Source organism: Shouchella sp. JSM 1781072 (genome assembly GCF_041949915.1).
In the GTDB taxonomy this organism is placed as follows: Bacteria; Bacillota; Bacilli; order Bacillales; family Bacillaceae_D; genus Shouchella.
In genome coordinates this window covers 471,275-487,210 of sequence record NZ_JBHFQE010000001.1, presented here as the reverse complement: position 1 = coordinate 487,210, position 15,936 = coordinate 471,275, and the positions used below count along the sequence as shown (strand labels likewise).

Annotated in this window: 14 protein-coding genes and 1 other annotated feature; of the genes, 1 reads left to right on the top strand and 13 read right to left on the bottom strand. The window is 40.8% G+C overall.

From position 1 onward, the window contains the following. Positions 1-29: 29 nt before the first annotated feature. The 3 genes from ACE1TH_RS02525 to ACE1TH_RS02515 all read right to left on the bottom strand — a co-directional run bounded on the left by ACE1TH_RS02525 (position 30) and on the right by ACE1TH_RS02515 (position 4,814). Entirely contained in the window at positions 30-767 is a 738-nt protein-coding gene (locus ACE1TH_RS02525; protein ID WP_375078321.1) for a prepilin peptidase, read from the bottom strand. A gap of 63 nt (positions 768-830) precedes the next feature. Then, entirely contained in the window at positions 831-2,117 is a 1,287-nt protein-coding gene (locus ACE1TH_RS02520; protein WP_375078320.1) for a bifunctional folylpolyglutamate synthase/dihydrofolate synthase, read from the bottom strand. 54 nt (positions 2,118-2,171) lie between these two features. After that, positions 2,172-4,814 carry a valine--tRNA ligase gene (locus ACE1TH_RS02515; RefSeq protein WP_375078319.1) on the bottom strand — a complete coding sequence of 881 codons (2,643 nt, stop codon included), beginning with the start codon at positions 4,812-4,814 and terminating at the stop codon, positions 2,172-2,174. Positions 4,815-4,862: 48 nt separating this feature from the next. Beyond that, positions 4,863-5,083: a binding site (T-box leader), on the bottom strand. 157 nt (positions 5,084-5,240) lie between these two features. Here ACE1TH_RS02515 and ACE1TH_RS02510 point away from each other — a divergent pair. Beyond that, positions 5,241-5,453, top strand: coding sequence for a hypothetical protein (locus ACE1TH_RS02510; protein WP_255223476.1), 213 nt, complete (start codon positions 5,241-5,243; stop codon positions 5,451-5,453). Positions 5,454-5,461: 8 nt separating this feature from the next. Here the strand turns inward: ACE1TH_RS02510 and ACE1TH_RS02505 are convergent, their stop codons facing one another. From ACE1TH_RS02505 to yihA, 10 genes are all read right to left on the bottom strand, one after another. Then, complete coding sequence (locus tag ACE1TH_RS02505) at positions 5,462-6,151, bottom strand: hypothetical protein (protein WP_099301395.1); 690 nt, start codon at positions 6,149-6,151, stop codon at positions 5,462-5,464. Positions 6,152-6,287: 136 nt separating this feature from the next. Beyond that, the gene (gene ysxE, locus ACE1TH_RS02500; protein ID WP_375078318.1) at positions 6,288-7,292 is read right to left on the bottom strand and encodes a spore coat protein YsxE; all 1,005 of its coding nucleotides are present in this window, start codon (positions 7,290-7,292) and stop codon (positions 6,288-6,290) included. Beyond that, the gene (locus ACE1TH_RS02495; protein ID WP_375078317.1) at positions 7,289-8,167 is read right to left on the bottom strand and encodes a hypothetical protein; all 879 of its coding nucleotides are present in this window, start codon (positions 8,165-8,167) and stop codon (positions 7,289-7,291) included. The genes ysxE and ACE1TH_RS02495 overlap by 4 nt, the downstream gene beginning before the upstream one ends. 7 nt (positions 8,168-8,174) lie before the next feature. Continuing rightward, complete coding sequence (gene spoVID, locus ACE1TH_RS02490) at positions 8,175-9,299, bottom strand: stage VI sporulation protein D (RefSeq protein WP_375078316.1); 1,125 nt, start codon at positions 9,297-9,299, stop codon at positions 8,175-8,177. Positions 9,300-9,484: 185 nt separating this feature from the next. Next, positions 9,485-10,777 (bottom strand): glutamate-1-semialdehyde 2,1-aminomutase, encoded by a 1,293-nt coding sequence (hemL, locus tag ACE1TH_RS02485; RefSeq protein ID WP_375078789.1) that lies wholly within the window; start codon positions 10,775-10,777, stop codon positions 9,485-9,487. A 15-nt stretch (positions 10,778-10,792) separates the two neighbouring features. Continuing rightward, positions 10,793-11,773, bottom strand: coding sequence for a porphobilinogen synthase (hemB, locus tag ACE1TH_RS02480; RefSeq protein ID WP_099301400.1), 981 nt, complete (start codon positions 11,771-11,773; stop codon positions 10,793-10,795). Beyond that, positions 11,757-12,509, bottom strand: a complete 753-nt coding sequence (locus tag ACE1TH_RS02475; protein WP_099301401.1) for a uroporphyrinogen-III synthase — start codon at positions 12,507-12,509, stop codon at positions 11,757-11,759. Before ACE1TH_RS02475 ends, hemB begins: the two co-directional genes overlap by 17 nt. Further along, complete coding sequence (hemC, locus tag ACE1TH_RS02470) at positions 12,509-13,441, bottom strand: hydroxymethylbilane synthase (RefSeq protein ID WP_099301402.1); 933 nt, start codon at positions 13,439-13,441, stop codon at positions 12,509-12,511. The genes ACE1TH_RS02475 and hemC overlap by 1 nt, the downstream gene beginning before the upstream one ends. Before the next feature lie 357 nt (positions 13,442-13,798). Beyond that, positions 13,799-15,172 carry a glutamyl-tRNA reductase gene (hemA, locus tag ACE1TH_RS02465; protein WP_099301403.1) on the bottom strand — a complete coding sequence of 458 codons (1,374 nt, stop codon included), beginning with the start codon at positions 15,170-15,172 and terminating at the stop codon, positions 13,799-13,801. Positions 15,173-15,335: 163 nt separating this feature from the next. After that, a complete protein-coding gene (yihA, locus tag ACE1TH_RS02460) occupies positions 15,336-15,935 on the bottom strand; it encodes a ribosome biogenesis GTP-binding protein YihA/YsxC (RefSeq protein ID WP_099301404.1) in 600 nt (199 codons plus the stop codon). Between the last annotated feature and the right edge of the window lies 1 nt (position 15,936).

Below are 15,936 nucleotides of genomic sequence, written 5' to 3'. Positions count from 1 at the left end.
TTCTACTATACTATGAGGCTTGTCTTCATTTAGACCAGATTAGGTGAAAAATAAACAATTATGGTCGCAATGCTAATAAATGGCGCAAACGGAAGCTTGATGCGTTTTTGTTCTAGAAAGTTTGCCCACACGGAACGCCGAGTCACGGTGTATAAAAGTGCGACCATTGAAGAAATCATGATAATAAGGAGCGTAGACTGAATCCCCAGTAAAACCATGAACACGACAAATAGTTTTACATCTCCGCCACCTAATTGCCCTTTTTGATAAGCATAAAGTAAGATAAATAAAAGAACAAGACCAATAGTGAAGGAAAAGCCTTGAAATGAGTAGGGGTGATTCATAAAACGAAGAAGAAGCAGCGGAATCGAAAAAAGCAACAGAATCCGATTCGGAATACGAAACGATTGAATATCGGTTAAAGTGATGAGGACTAATAATGAAACGAGAAGAATTGACATGAAGAGTTCTGATAAGCTTTCTGCATGAATCGAAGCGAGGAAAAATAGTCCACCTGTTCCGGCTTCAACAAGAGGAAAATGACGAGGCAGGTTATGAGCGCAATACCGGCACCTTCCTTTTAAAAGCAGGAACGATAACACTGGCACAAGGTCTTTAGTTCGCAATTGACGTTTGCAGCTTGCACAGCGCGATCGCCCCGCTACGGACTGTTTAAATGAACCTCTTGAGATAAAAGCTAGATAATAAGAGCCTACTACCATGCCGACAATCGTCAAATAAATACTAATGAATAGTGAATCATCCAATCCCGCAACGCCTCCTTTTTTATGGGACTGTTCTATGATTCAACAAAATTGGTCATTTACCTGCTAGTTATTTAAACGCTGCACAAATTGACGAACGTCGGCAATAAAATAAAGCGAACCTGTAATAATAATTAATTCGTCCTCAGTAGCTGTTTCATATCGATCTTTTAACGCCTGCTTCCAGTTTTCAACAAGCAGTTTTTCTGTAGTGTGTTCAATTTGGTCATATAGTTGTTGCGCAGGAGCTGCTCGGAAAAATGAAAAGGAACAACAATAGTACGTAACCATTAATTCTTTTAGTTGTTTTACTAGCGGCGTCACATCTTTACCTTCCGTAACTCCGATAAACAGCGAAATTCGTTTTTCATGAAACTGATGCTGAATGGTGTCCGCAAGTGCTAAAAATCCTTCTTGATTATGAGCACCATCAACGATTAGTGCTGGCTGATTGGAAAGCCCCTCCAATCGCCCGGGCCACGTTGTGCGTAGTAACCCCTTTGCTTTTTCTTCAGGTGAAGTCGACATTTCGCACACGTCATCCAGTATTTCAATCGCCTTTAATGCAAGGGTTGCGTTATGATGCTGATGCGTCCCAAGCATAGATAAGCGGTACGAGCCAAACGTAGTTCCGTGGTAACTAAATTGGTCGGACTTAACTGTTTCATAAGAAAAGTCTTCATTTAATAAGTATACAGCCGCATCTTGAGTAGCAGCTTGATTGGCGATGACCTGTTTTGGCTCACCTTTTACATCACCAATAATAACAGGCGTGCTTTTTTTTATAATACCTGCTTTTTCATATGCAATGTCTTCTAACGTGTCTCCTAAAATATGCATGTGATCGTGTCCAATCATTGTAATAATGGATACGAGCGGTTCAAGTACATTGGTTGAATCAAATCGACCACCTAGTCCAACTTCAATTAAACAAAGATCAGGTTGCTTTCGCGTAGCAAAATAAACGAACATGATTGTGGTAATTACTTCGAATTCGGTCGGCGAACCGAGCTCAGTCTCTGCAAGTTCTTCTACAAGCGGACGTACTTGATTTGCTCCCCAAACAAGGTCTTTTTCTGAGATGGGTTCTCCATTAATCGAGATTCGTTCTTCAAAACGTTCAATATACGGTGACGTAAACGTACCTACTTGCCAGCCTTTTTCCATCAACATATGTTGTAAAAAGCTGACGGTAGACCCTTTTCCATTTGTTCCGCCAATGTGAACGGCCTTTAGCTTTTTGTGGGGGTTATTCAGTTGTTCAAGCATCCATTCCATTCGCTTTAGACCTGGTTTTATGCCAAAAGGTAAAAGAGAATGAATCCACTCAATCGCCTCTTTACTCGTTTTCAATGTACTTCCTCCTTAAAAGAAGCTCAAGCGTATACTCGCTTGAGCTCAATTTGTTTAGGCACTTAATTCTTCAATTCGATCGATGACTTTTTTGCGTTTTAACTCATAGTCTTCTTTTTTGCTTTTTTCTTCTTCAACGACATGAGCTGGTGCTTTCGCAACAAAGCCTTCGTTGCCCAATTTTTTCTCGATCCGTTCAACTTCCTTCGTTAACTTCTCTTTTTCTTTTTCTAGACGGGCAATTTCTGCATCTATATCTAATAAACCTGCAAGCGGTAAGAAAATGTCCATTCCTGTTAACGCATGAGACATCGCTTTTTCCGGTGTTTCTAGGTCTTTTTGAATGATCAGTTGACTTGGATTGGCGAATTTCTCAATGTAAAGCGAACCGCGCTCTAATCGAGCTTTCATCGCATCATCTGAAGGGCGAATGAACAGTTCAATTTGCTTACTCATCGGCACGTTTAGTTCTGAACGGGTGTTTCGAATTGAACGAATTAATGTCTTTAACGTCTCCATATCTTCAACCGCTTCTTGATTGTTAAAGGAACGTGTAAACGCTGGCCATTCCGCAACCGTAATCGACTCTCCTTGGTGCGGCAAGTGCTGCCAAATTTCTTCTGTAATAAACGGCATAAACGGATGGAGCATACGCATCGTATGGTCCAACACGTAGGCGAGAACCGAACGTGTCGTAGCTTTTGCTTCTTCATTTTCCCCGTAAAGCGTTAACTTCGCCATTTCAATGTACCAATCACATACATCGTCCCAAATAAAGGAATACAGCGTCCGTCCTGCTTCACCAAACTCATAGCTATCAATTAAGCGGGTCACGGTCTCTGCCGTTTCACCAAGACGTGTCAAGATCCATTTGTCCGCAATTGTTTTTTCTTTCGTTATGTCAATCTCGTCATAGCTTAAGCCTTCCATGTTCATCAAGGCAAAGCGAGACGCATTCCAAATCTTGTTTCCAAAGTTCCACGTCGATTCGACTTTTTCCCAGTAAAAACGTAAGTCATTGCCTGGCGTACTCCCGGTTGCTAAGAAGAAACGAAGGGAATCGGCGCCATACTTTTCAATGACGTCTTGCGGATCAACACCGTTTCCAAGTGATTTACTCATTTTCTTGCCATCCGCTGCACGAATTAAGCCATGGATTAGCACATCTTTAAACGGTCGTTCATTCGTAAAAGCTTTTCCTTGGAAAATCATTCGTGATACCCAGAATTCAATGATGTCGTAGCCTGTTACAAGAACGTCTGTTGGATAGTATCGCTTTAAATCTTCTGCGTCTTCATTCGGCCAGCCCATTGTAGAAAATGGCCATAACGCAGAGGAAAACCACGTATCAAGCACGTCTTCATCCTGTACCCAATTTTCGCTGTCTGCTGGCGCTTCTTTTCCTACGTACAGTTCATTGGTTTCTTTATGATACCAAGCAGGGATACGGTGGCCCCACCAAAGCTGTCTTGAAATACACCAGTCGCGAATGTTTTCCATCCAGCGTGTATACGTATGTTCAAAGCGCTCTGGCACAAACGTAATTTTCGTCTCTTCATCTTCTTGCATCTTAAGTGACTCTTCCGCAAGAGGCTGCATTTTCACGAACCATTGTGTGGATAAATACGGTTCAACAACGGCACCACTTCGTTCAGAATGACCAACTGAATGCAAGTGTTCTTCAATTTCAAATAGGACGCCTGTTTCTTGAAGGTCTTTGACAATTTTTTTACGGCATTCAAATCGGTCAAGTCCTTGGTAGATGCCTGCATGTTCATTCATCGTACCATCTTCATTCATAACCAAGACGCGAGGAAGATCGTGGCGATTACCAATTTCAAAATCATTCGGGTCATGCGCAGGTGTAATTTTTACAGCGCCAGAACCAAATTCACGATCAACATAATCGTCTGCAACAATCGGAATTTCTCGCCCGACAATAGGAAGTTTAACGCTTTTGCCGACTAAATGGCTATAACGCTCGTCTTTTGGATGAACGGCTACCGCGGTATCACCGAGCATCGTCTCAGGACGAGTCGTTGCAATTTTAATTGACCCTGTACCATCTACTAACGGGTATTCCATATGGTAAAACGCACCTTGGACGTCTTGGTGAATAACCTCAATATCAGAAAGCGCCGTTTTTGTTTGTGGATCCCAGTTAATAATATACTCGCCTCGGTAGATAAGTCCTTTTTCATAAAGAGAAACGAACACTTCATTGACGGCATCTGATAAACCAGAATCAAGCGTAAATCGTTCTCTTGAATAGTCAACAGAGATTCCGACTTTAGCCCACTGCTGGCGAATAAATTCTGCATACTCTTCTTTCCATTCCCATGACTTCTCAAGAAACCCTTCTCGGCCTAGATCATGCTTGGAAATTCCTTGTTCCTTTAGTCGAGCCTCTACTTTTGCTTGCGTTGCGATTCCGGCATGATCCATTCCCGGAAGCCAAAGTGTATCGTACCCTTGCATACGCTTTGTACGAGCAAGAATATCTTGTAACGTCGCATCCCACGCATGGCCTAAATGTAGCTTTCCAGTTACGTTTGGTGGAGGAATAACAATTGAATACGGTTCCTTATCCGGATCATCAGTAGGTGTAAAAAAACCGCCTTTCTTCCAATAATCATACCATTTCTTCTCTGTTTCACTCGGATCATATTTTGTCGGCATTGCATGCTGTTCCGTCATTAAACAGTCCTCCTTCTTTAAAATAAAATACAAAAAAACCCTTCCGTCTCAAAGGACGAAGGGATTGTTCGCGGTGCCACCTTTGTTCACAGAACGATCTCTGTGCAACTCAAATCGAATAACGGTTCGGTCCGTTTCTGCTTACTTCATCGTTCAACAGAAAAGCTTACAGGCGACTTTCAAGAACTTACTTTCTAGAAAGACTTTCAGCCGAGGTCTTTCCTCTCTAAAGAAGCAGTTTCTTTACTCCTCCTGATCATAGCTTGTTTTATAGGTTATGTTCGTATTTTATCGTTTGCTTTCACTTTCGTCAATAACAGCTTTGGCTTATTTTCTATAGTCTATACATCTTCAACTGTTTTTGCAACAGTTTTAGGCGCTGTGCATACACTACAGAAACAATACGATTAAGGAGGAACTGACACGATGGCGAAACGATTTCAAGGGTTTCCACCCCCATGTCCCCCACCTGGTCCGCCTAAAAAATTTGGTCGCTTTAAGTTCATTTGTTTGCAATGTTTACCGCCGATTTTAGTGTTTCAGCTCATTCGCACGTTGCTTTTACCAACAGCGGTTGATTTATTCCTTTTAACCCTTATGATCGTCTTTTTTATCTGCTTGTTCTTTGGGATCGTCTAAGACTCATCTTAGGAAAATAAGATGACATCATTTTGATCCCTTTCCGTTTCTTTTTCTTCAAGTTGTTGCTTCCATTTTCCAACTAGAAAAAACGTAACAGTAAAAAAGAGTGCGAGAATAAATGAATTCAACAAGTTTAATTGAATCGTTAGCACACCATCCCACAATCGCATACTTGCAAAAAAGAGTAGAAAAGCAGCAGCTTGTAGAAGAATACCTGACATCTTCCACATAAAGGTCTTTTCTTTTTGACTACTTTTGTCAAATACATAGACACCTAATAAACCAAATCCTGCTAGCAATAAGATTGGCAGAAATGAAAAGGACGCTGCTTGGATATTCGGCTCAAATAATCCTACTGTTTGAATAATAAGCTGTAAGACAAAATAGATAACAAAAAGAAAAACTCCGCCTCTCAGCAATAATGCTGTTTTTAACGCTGTTGACATTTGAGGAAGTCCCTTTGTTCGCTTCTCACAATACGTATAAATATTTTTTTGATTAAGAGCTAATTCAAGATTATGTTTTTCAGCATAGATCCATTCATCTAACACTTGATGTAGCAGTTGGTATCGCTTCCGTTTCGAAAAGCTTGCGGCTTCCATATAGTGGACGACCTCTTCAAAAAGCACTTTTTTTTCAGCGCTAAGCTTACTCTTTTTTTCTTCAAGCTTTTCATAAGGTATTCCTTGTTTCATCCCTTACACCTACTCCCTCACGTCTGCTGTTACTTTAAGCATACCCGCATCGTCCTAAACTACGCATTCTTCTATCTATTTAATGCCATTTTTTTCTTTTTTTCAAGTGTAAAATCATAAAAAAGCAAGCATCAGCTTAGGACTGATTACTTGCCTGTTCTTCATCTTGCGGCACAATTTTCGGAACAAAACGCTGAACTTTACGTAGCGCATAAATGCGCTTCTCAAGTTTTTGCGTTAATTCAAGCTCGTTCCCACCTTGACGATAATTCATCATCGTATAGTAAATCGGTTCAGGAAACAAAAGATAAGCACTCACTAGATACTTTTCTGCGTTAATTAATGGTAAGTGTTGTTCATACCGTGCAAACCAGCGCAGCACTTCATCTTCATCCCATAGGGAATGCGGAAAGCCGTGACGACACAATGTCGCTAAATCTCTTGCAGGCGTATCCAAACTTGCCCGTTCAAAGTTTATAAATAAATGTTGTCCATTCGTCGCATGCAAAAAGTGGCTCCTCGATAAGCGACCATGGGTTAAGACACTGCGATAAGATCCTTTGTCAACAGTAGTCTTGTACCACTTCTCCAAGTGAGTCGTTGCTTCATCAGCTAACTGTTCAAACATTTTAAAATGAGTCAGAAACGACAGTTCAAATGGAGATAAATAAGGTTTCATTTCAGCTTCATCTGCAAATCGAGCTAATTCAAGAGAATGCATCTCCCACCTTGATAGTAATCGTTCACAAGATTGATCAATGACTTCTTTCGTTGCGGTTTGAGATTTTACCGTCATTCGATGAATCGTCCCAATTGAATCTGCCATAATTTCTTCAACAGACTGTCTTCCTTGATAATCTTGCGTTTCAATCCACGGCATTAAATAATAGGATTTCCCAGAAATAAATAAGGAATGTTCCCCAAATTTTGTTGGCACGATGGGAACAAATGACTGATATTTAAGTCGCGCCAGTTTTCTAACAGCATGAATACACTCTTCTGCCTGTACAGGATCCATACTCGACTCTTTTAAAGCAAAGACCCCTTGCTCCGTCTCCACTCGATAAATCTTGCCTTTTTGTTCAATCGCAGTTGGCATTAAATCATAATAATAGAGTAATGCTTCTATAAACGCATTCATTTCTTCACCTTCTTTGAATCAAGCCATTTTGCTAAGGTTGAAGCAAAAGACTGAGTCCGATCCCACTCTTCTTTCAACTGAGCAATGACCTCGCTTACTTCTGCTTCATTCATCGTCTCCGATTCCTGGTTTAGTCTCTTTACCTCATCTGGAAGTAATACCGTCGCCATAATGGCTTTTCGTTCGTAAGCAGTAAGTTGTGCTTTTTGGTCAACTGCGTCTAATAGAGCCTCAAGGGACTGCTCTCCTTCATTTAAATACCATTCTTTTAGAAAAGCATTCAAGGAATCATAGCCGTATTCGGGCCTTTCCGTACCCCCTTCAACAACAAACAGTGATCCATAGATTTCCCCTCTAAGATTGCTTATATTCGCCATTTTAGGAACCTCGATTTCGTCAGCACGCAAGACTTTTTTTGCTTGATTTAAGCGACGATTGGCTTCTTGAAGAAACGTATAAAAAAACAATTTTTGCTGCCGATTGGCTTGTTCTAAAAATGGATACTCCTGTTCAATGTTTCCCGATAACGGTTTAACGGTTCGATCTTCCCGCCCATTTATGATCATTACGCCCACTAGTTCTCCCCAATGTGCTTCGCTTCCTTTTTCTCTCTCATTTGAGCGGATCACATCATGTACACTAATATAAGCATCTCCCTCTTGAATATAAGCAGAGCCTTTTTTTGTTCGCAACATACGATTCATAATCACATAAGGCGCGACACTACAGTGGTCACGCCATGCTATATGCCATTTCAAACAGTCCTCATCTTTCCAGTAGCAAAGCTGTTTTACCCCTTTATCCGTCTCAAGCTGGTTTCCCTCGATAGAAGATGCTTCCTTAAACCCGTACTCATTTTTTAAGCGCTCAATCATAGGTCACCTACTTACTCTTCGAAGGTATATAGATAATTTGCCCCTCTTCAACTTTTTCACTATCTAAGTTGTTGTATCGCGTAAGTTGGCTAGTGGAAAGTTCGTAGCGATCGGCAATGACTTGAAGCGTTTCTTCTTCTTGGATAATACACATTTTCCATCTTGAAAACTGCTCGTCTTCGTTTCGAAGCATACTCGTTAAGTAAGAAGCACTATCTCTTTCTTTTTTGACGGCTTCTTGTACTTCTTCTTCAATATCCACTTCTTCAGGCTCATAGCTTTCATGGACATCCATTTGCTCTGTTTCTGTTACATATCGATAAGCCGGAGCTTCTTCCACATCTTGATTTGAGTATGTGGTAGGATCTGATTGAGCTTCCACTTGATGATCTTCTTCCTGCCAGTCTGATTGCTGAAATGTCTCAATTATATCTTGCTCCATTGAACGATTGCGTTCATATGAAGGCGCCTCTTCTTTTGGCTCATAAGCGACTTGCACCTCTTCAGCCTCTTCTTCAGGCTCTTCTTGGTGAGACTTATACGCTTCAAATTGGAATGCAGTGCTTTCTTCTTGCGCTTCTTCTTCCTGCACGACCGTTTCAATGTCTTCTTCTGTTTCTTCATAATCATACTCTGCATCAATCAATTCAATTTCACGCTGTTGCTCGTCTGACTTTACGCCACTAATTGAAACATCAGCAGTAAGCTGAATACAACTTTTTTCTGGTAAATCGTAATCAAAACTAGACACTTCTACATAAATATCATCTACATGCTGAATGCGAGTCATTGGAATTGTGATGTCAATTGGAAACACATGCTCAATTTGTCCAGTGCCTGTTTCTGTCTCTTTTTGAATATCACCAGAGTTACGGAAATCACTAAGAGCTGTAAATGAAGAATCTTCATCTTCATCCATCTCTTCCTCATCCATCTGTCTGTTTTCTTCCATCATTTTGTACTCACCAACAAAACGAAGGCCACCTTGAATCGTGACGTGATCATCCATTTGCATGACAGAAATTTCAGGTGTGAGGGACATCCCAATAATTTCATCAATTTGTTGTCCTTTATTAAGCCAAACAGAGTCTTCAATTGAAAACGTTAATGCTGACGACTGTTCTTGAGACAATTTAATTCCTCCTTTTTCACCGTGATCCGTTGTACACGTACACTATTACGTCTATGTGCACGCGACGATGAATATGCTACCTTTCTCATTCGTTATGAAATTGACAGAACGATAAACATGTAGTCAAAAAAAATCTTCCTGAATGATCGTTTCATTCAAGAAGATTTCTTCCGTGTGCATTCTATTTATTTCGATGCAAGGGACGCAAACACTCGATTGGCAGCAGCAATCGTTTCTTCAATATCTTCATCAGAGTGCGTCGTGGAAAGGAACAACCCTTCAAATTGTGAAGGCGCAATCGAAATTCCTTCTGCAAGCATGCCTCTGAAATAGTTTGCAAATAAATCTAAGTCTGATGTTTTTGCTTGCTCAAAATTGGTTACTTTCTCATTCGTAAAGAACAAACCAATCATTGAACCGGCACGATTTATCGTATGAGGAATGCCGTGAGCTGATGCTGCTTCTGCAAGCCCTTGTTCTAGACGTTCCCCTTGTCGACGGAACGTATCGTAATCCTCTCTTGTCAGCTGTGACAACGTATAGTACCCTGCTGTCATAGCTAACGGGTTCCCAGAAAGGGTTCCAGCTTGATAAATTGGACCACTTGGCGCAATTTGTTCCATTATTTCACGTTTTCCACCAAAGGCACCAACAGGAAGTCCTCCGCCAATCACTTTGCCAAGACACGTTAAGTCAGGTGTCACACCTAATTCGCCTTGCGCACACTCATAGCCTACGCGGAAACCAGTCATCACTTCATCAAAAATGAGCACGGTGCCGTTAGCCGTTGTCCATTCTCTAAGCGACTCTAAAAATCCAGGTTCAGGAGGCACAACACCCATATTACCAGCAACAGGTTCAATAATAACAGCGGCTAAATCATCTCCATAGTGATCAAAAACATACTTCACACTATCCAGGTCATTGTAATGCACCGTTAACGTATTTTTTGCAACAGATTCTGGCACTCCTGGACTATCAGGTAGACCGAGGGTAGCGACACCGGATCCTGCTTTAATTAGTAAAGAGTCGCCGTGTCCGTGGTAGCAGCCAACAAACTTCAAGATTTTATTGCGTCCTGTATAGCCTCTAGCTAAACGTAAGGCGCTCATTGTTGCTTCCGTACCAGAGTTCACCATTCGCACGACTTCAATTGAAGGGACACGCTCAATAACTAATTCAGCAAGCTTTGTTTCCAGTTCATGAGGCGCACCAAAACTCGTACCAAGCTCTGTTGCTTTTTTTAATTCTTCTACAACCATATCATCCGCATGACCGCGAATTAACGGTCCCCATGATAGAACATAATCAATGTACTGGTTATCATCTAAATCCGTTATTTTTGATCCTTTTCCTTGTTTCATATAAACCGGGTTCATATTAACCGATTTAAATGCACGTACTGGACTATTTACTCCACCTGGCATTAGCGGCTTTGCTTGTTCAAACGCTTGCTTTGATTTCTCATAGTTGGCCATTGTTTCCATTCCCCCCTAATTCTTTTCTTGTAACCATTTAACAGCATCTTTTGCAAAGTACGTTAAAATGAGTGAAGCACCTGCTCGCTTCATGCTTAATAACTTTTCAAGTACGATCGCTTTTTCGTTTACCCAGCCATTTTGTGCAGCTGCTTTCACCATGGCGTACTCACCACTAACGTTGTAAGCGACAATTGGCACATTTGTCCGTTCTTTCACATCTCGAACAATATCCAAATAAGACAGTGCCGGTTTAACAATTAAAAAATCTGCTCCTTCTTCAAGGTCAGATGCGGCTTCTCGTAATGCTTCTTCACGATTAGCAGGATCCATTTGATACGTTTTTCGATCACCAAATGCTGGTGCGCTATTCGCAGCATCACGGAATGGTCCGTAAAAAGCAGACGCATATTTCACGGCATAAGACATAATCGGTATATCAACATATCCCGCTTCATCTAAGCCTTTTCGAATCGCTGCCACAAAGCCATCCATCATATTTGAAGGGGCAATAATATCAGCCCCTGCTTCAGCTTGAGAAACAGCGGTCTGAACTAAAAGCTCAAGACTCTCATCATTCACAACATCTCCATCGCGGATAATGCCACAATGACCGTGATCAGTAAACTCGCATAAACATGTATCTGCAATCACTAACATGTCTGGAAAAACTTCTTTTATTTGTTTAGTGGCTCGTTGAATGACACCATGACTAGCAAATGCCTCTGAACCAATTTCGTCTTTATGATGCGGCAAACCGAATAGGATAATGGCATGAATGCCTAGCTTTTGTACTTCTTCAACTTCTTCATTTAAACGATCTAATGAATATTGGTAGACGCCTGGCATGGACGAGACTTCGTTTTTTTGATTCTCCTCTTCTGTAACGAATAAAGGGTAAATAAAATCATTAGCAGATAGTGTCGTTTCTCGAACCATCGCCCGCATTCCACTCGTTTTGCGTAATCGTCTGTGACGATTAAATGTTGTGTTCATCCGTTTGTTCCTCCTTCATCATAATCGCATGAAATAATCCCTCAGCTGAATAAGACTGAGCGGTTATCGTTGGTGTTAACCTTAGCTGGTCAGCTCTACTCCTTGTTTTTGGACCGATACAGGCAAATGTTTTATATGATAAAGGGCACTTCTGTAGCACATCATGAAAATGCGTCGCCGTCGAAGCACTCGTTAATGTGACATAATCAAATGTAACATTCGGAAGACGAGCGGCTTGTTCATAGACATCATTAGGCATGACGGTATCGTATGTAACAAGTTCGTCAACATCTATATTGGCAGCAGTTAGCGTTTTTATCAGAACTTGTCCCGCTAGTTGACCTTTTACCACTAACACGCTATCACGTTGCGTAATATGGTCTAATAAGGTTTGCGCTAACGATTCCGCTATTTGTACATTGGGAATCACCGCTACATTTTGGTGAAAACACTCAAGGACCTTCGCTGTCTTTTTTCCAACAGCCGCAATCTTCCCTTGAATCGGACCATCTTTATAATTAGAAAAAAATGAACGAACCCCGTTCGCACTTGTAAACACAAGCCAATCATATTCAGCAATATGTGAATAGATTTCTTCTGACGATTCACGATACACAATGTTGATTAACGGTAAATAATGAGGGGTACCTCCTGCTTCCGTAATTCTTTTCGCAAGCAGCTTTGCATCTTCTTTTTCCCGTGTAAGCAAAATATGTTTATTTTGCAACCGTTGCATCACTGATCTAAATTCTCTCTCACTTTGTTTAAAATATCTTCCGCTCCTTGAGCCGAAAGCAACTCAGCTAAGTCTTGTCCCATTTTTTCAGGATCGCGACCTGTTAATGATTCTCTTAAAATCACTTTTCCATCAGGTGAGCCCACTAACCCTGTTAACGAAATCTCCCCATCAGTATCAACAGTTGCAAACCCGCCAATAGGCACTTGGCATCCACCATTAAGCTTGTGTAAAAACGATCGTTCCGCTCTAACGGCTAAGGCTGTTTGTTGGTGATTAATCCGATTAAGAAGGGCTTTCACTTCATCGTCATCCTGTCGACATTCTAACCCTAGCGCACCTTGGCCAATCGCTGGAATACAATCTTCTGCAGGCAAATACTCGGTTACAGTGCCTTCTTCATACCCTAAACGATTCAAACCAGCAGCGGCTAGTACAATGGCAGAGAAGGATTCTTCCTTTAATTTTCTTAATCTCGTTTCTACATTGCCACGAATCCACTGAACTTTTAAATGCGGATACATGTGTAAAATTTGGGCAGATCTTCTTAAACTGCTCGTCCCAATGATTGCACCTTCTGGCAGTTCGTGAAGAGGAACATGATTTTCACTAATAATGGCATCTCTCGGGTCTTCACGGTCAGTAATGGCACTCAAATCAAATTCAGGCAAAATTTCTGACGGTACATCTTTCATAGAATGGACAGCCACGTCAATTTCCCCTGTGCGTAAAGCTTCTTCAATTTCTTTTACGAAAAGCCCCTTTCCACCAACTTTGGAAAGCGTGACGTCTAAAATGCGATCGCCTTTTGTTACAATTTCTTTTATTTCAAACTCAAACGGTGCATTCATTTGTTTAAACTGGTCAATGACCCAGTTCGTTTGCGTCATGGCAAGATTACTTCTTCTTGTACCAAGTACAATTTTTCTCATCCTTTTCCTCCTAAAACAGCTGTCGTTCGTTTATGTATTTATCGTTATGTATTCACTTGTTTCACGTCAAAGTGAATGAAAAAAGCGCAACGACGACGTTCTCCTCAACACGTGTTCACGCATTTGCGAGAACCGATGTTTTCATAAAAAAAGAAATTAGACAGCTATCTTACGCTCAAGATGTCCACCTACTTCCTTTCTCTTAAGGTCGCCGACTGATGCGCTTATTTCTTATGCTTGCTGCTCGTACAATTTTCATTTAGTGTGAAATGGCTTTCTTAAGAGACGATCTCTTGTCATTACCTTTCATCAATTATTCCCGCCAACTAACTGGTTGTAAACATCTTTTAGAAAGGTTTATGAGCGAAGTGCAATGCTTTCATCTAATTCGGTGAATGATCCACTTTCCTGTCTCCATAATGCTTTCATCTCACTTTGTCGTTCACGATCCTTTTGTTCTTCCAAAGATTCTTCAAGCGCAAAGATATCAGTAAACAATTGTAAAGAAGACTGCGCATCTGGTTCAGCAGCAAGTTCTTTTACTTTTGTTAACGGATCACGAAGCAATTGATTCACAATACTTTTTGTATGCTTACGCAACACCTTTAACTCTCGTTCAGTTAAATGAGGTAGTTTACGCTCAATACTTGACATCGTATCCCCTTGAATTTGTAATGCTTTTCCTCGTAAAGCTGTAATAATAGGAACGACACCAAGTGTGTTTACCCACGTATTATACTCCACAATTTCTTCTTCAATCATGAGAGAAATCTTTTCTGCTTCTTTCTCACGCTCTTGTTTATTTGACTCGACAATATGCTGCAAGTGGTCAATATCGTAAATATGAACATTTTCCCATTCATTTAACACAGGGTCGACATCCCGGGGAACAGCAATATCAATGATAAATAAAGGACGATCTTCTCGTTCCTGTAACGCATCTGACGTATTGTTTTGGGTAAGCACAAATTCCCTTGCACCTGTGGAACTAATCACCACATCTGCTTGCTTTAATTGTTCAGTTAAATATTGAAAGGACACGGCTTCCCCGTTAAACTGATTCGCAAGCGCTTCCGCTTTATCAAGACTACGGTTCATCACAACGATGGAAGCGGCTCCATTCGCATGTATATGCTTTGCGGTAAGCTCACTCATTTCACCTGCACCCACAATGAGTACACGCTTTCCTTCAAAGCTTCCAAAGATTTTTTTCCCCAGCTCGACACCGGCATAGCTAACTGAAACGGCTTGAGAGGAGATCGCCGTCGTACTGTGAGCTCGTTTACCGAGTGTAATGGCTTGTTTAAATAATTGATTAAACACCGTTCCCGTCACTTGCAATGACTGGGCAAGTTGAAACGCTTGTTTGGCTTGACCTAAAATTTGTGTTTCGCCAATAACCATTGAATCAAGACCACACGCTACTCGAAAAAGATGTTCGACCGCATGATCATTTTCTTTTATCGTCAAATATGACGTTAATTCATCTTTATTAATGGAGAACCAGTTTGCTAAAAAAGTTTTCGTGAAGTGCCTTCCGGTATGAATTTGATCTGCAACAACATAAAGCTCTGTGCGATTACACGTTGAAAGAATCACACATTCCATAATACTTTTCGCTGAACGCAACTGGGCAAGTGCCGCTGGCAATTGCTCTTCATCAAAAGCTAGTTTCTCGCGAATTTCCACCGGGGCAGACTTATAATTCACTCCTACGACAATCGTATGCATTTAAAAAGCCCCCTAAAGCTGTACGTTTCCAATCTCTTTCTTCTAATTTATCCAATTCTCATTATATCATGCCTAAATTATAACATGTCTAAATAAGGACTCAAAATTTTTTTGTGAACAATCAGAGACAATCAAAACAAGTAAAAAATAAGCAGTGCATACACTACTTATTTTTCGCCAACTGTAAATGAGATTGAATCGTTTTCCAAGCTTCTTCTTTTCCATAACCACTTTCTGAGGAAAATAAAAGCAGCGGATCATCTGGGTCACGATCAAGTTCTTTGCTTATAATACTTAAGTGCTTTTGCCATTTAGATCTTGAGATTTTATCTGCTTTTGTTGCGACAATAATAACAGGAATCTCAAAATGTTTCATCCAGTTATACATTAGCTTATCGTCTTCAGACGGCTTATGACGAGCATCCACTAGTTGTAAAACAGCTTTAAGCTCTTCTCTTTCCGACAAATACGTTTCAATCATTCGCCCCCATGCTGCACGTTCTGATTTTGATACTTTTGCATATCCGTAACCTGGAACATCAACGAAATACAGCATTTCATTAATTTCATAGAAATTAAGAGTTTGGGTTTTACCAGGTTGACCAGACGTTCTGGCCAACCCTTTTCGATTAAGCATTTTGTTAATAAACGAAGACTTTCCAACGTTAGATCGACCTGCTAGCGCAAGTTCTGGTAAACGCGTTGCTGGATATTGTTCCGGTTTAACTGCTACATGTTCTAGTTCAGCTTTTGTTACTTTCATT

Coding starts and splice junctions, on each gene's coding strand:
- ACE1TH_RS02515 (WP_375078319.1), bottom strand. CDS start 4,814: ATGACGGAACAGCATGCAATGCCGACAAAATATGATCCGAGTGAAACA.
- ACE1TH_RS02505 (WP_099301395.1), bottom strand. CDS start 6,151: ATGAAACAAGGAATACCTTATGAAAAGCTTGAAGAAAAAAAGAGTAAG.
- ACE1TH_RS02475 (WP_099301401.1), bottom strand. CDS start 12,509: ATGCAACGGTTGCAAAATAAACATATTTTGCTTACACGGGAAAAAGAA.
- yihA (WP_099301404.1), bottom strand. CDS start 15,935: ATGAAAGTAACAAAAGCTGAACTAGAACATGTAGCAGTTAAACCGGAA.
- ACE1TH_RS02510 (WP_255223476.1), top strand. CDS start 5,241: ATGGCGAAACGATTTCAAGGGTTTCCACCCCCATGTCCCCCACCTGGT.
- ysxE (WP_375078318.1), bottom strand. CDS start 7,292: ATGAATGCGTTTATAGAAGCATTACTCTATTATTATGATTTAATGCCA.
- hemL (WP_375078789.1), bottom strand. CDS start 10,777: ATGGCCAACTATGAGAAATCAAAGCAAGCGTTTGAACAAGCAAAGCCG.
- hemC (WP_099301402.1), bottom strand. CDS start 13,441: ATGAGAAAAATTGTACTTGGTACAAGAAGAAGTAATCTTGCCATGACG.
- ACE1TH_RS02495 (WP_375078317.1), bottom strand. CDS start 8,167: ATGATTGAGCGCTTAAAAAATGAGTACGGGTTTAAGGAAGCATCTTCT.
- hemB (WP_099301400.1), bottom strand. CDS start 11,773: ATGAACACAACATTTAATCGTCACAGACGATTACGCAAAACGAGTGGA.
- hemA (WP_099301403.1), bottom strand. CDS start 15,172: ATGCATACGATTGTCGTAGGAGTGAATTATAAGTCTGCCCCGGTGGAA.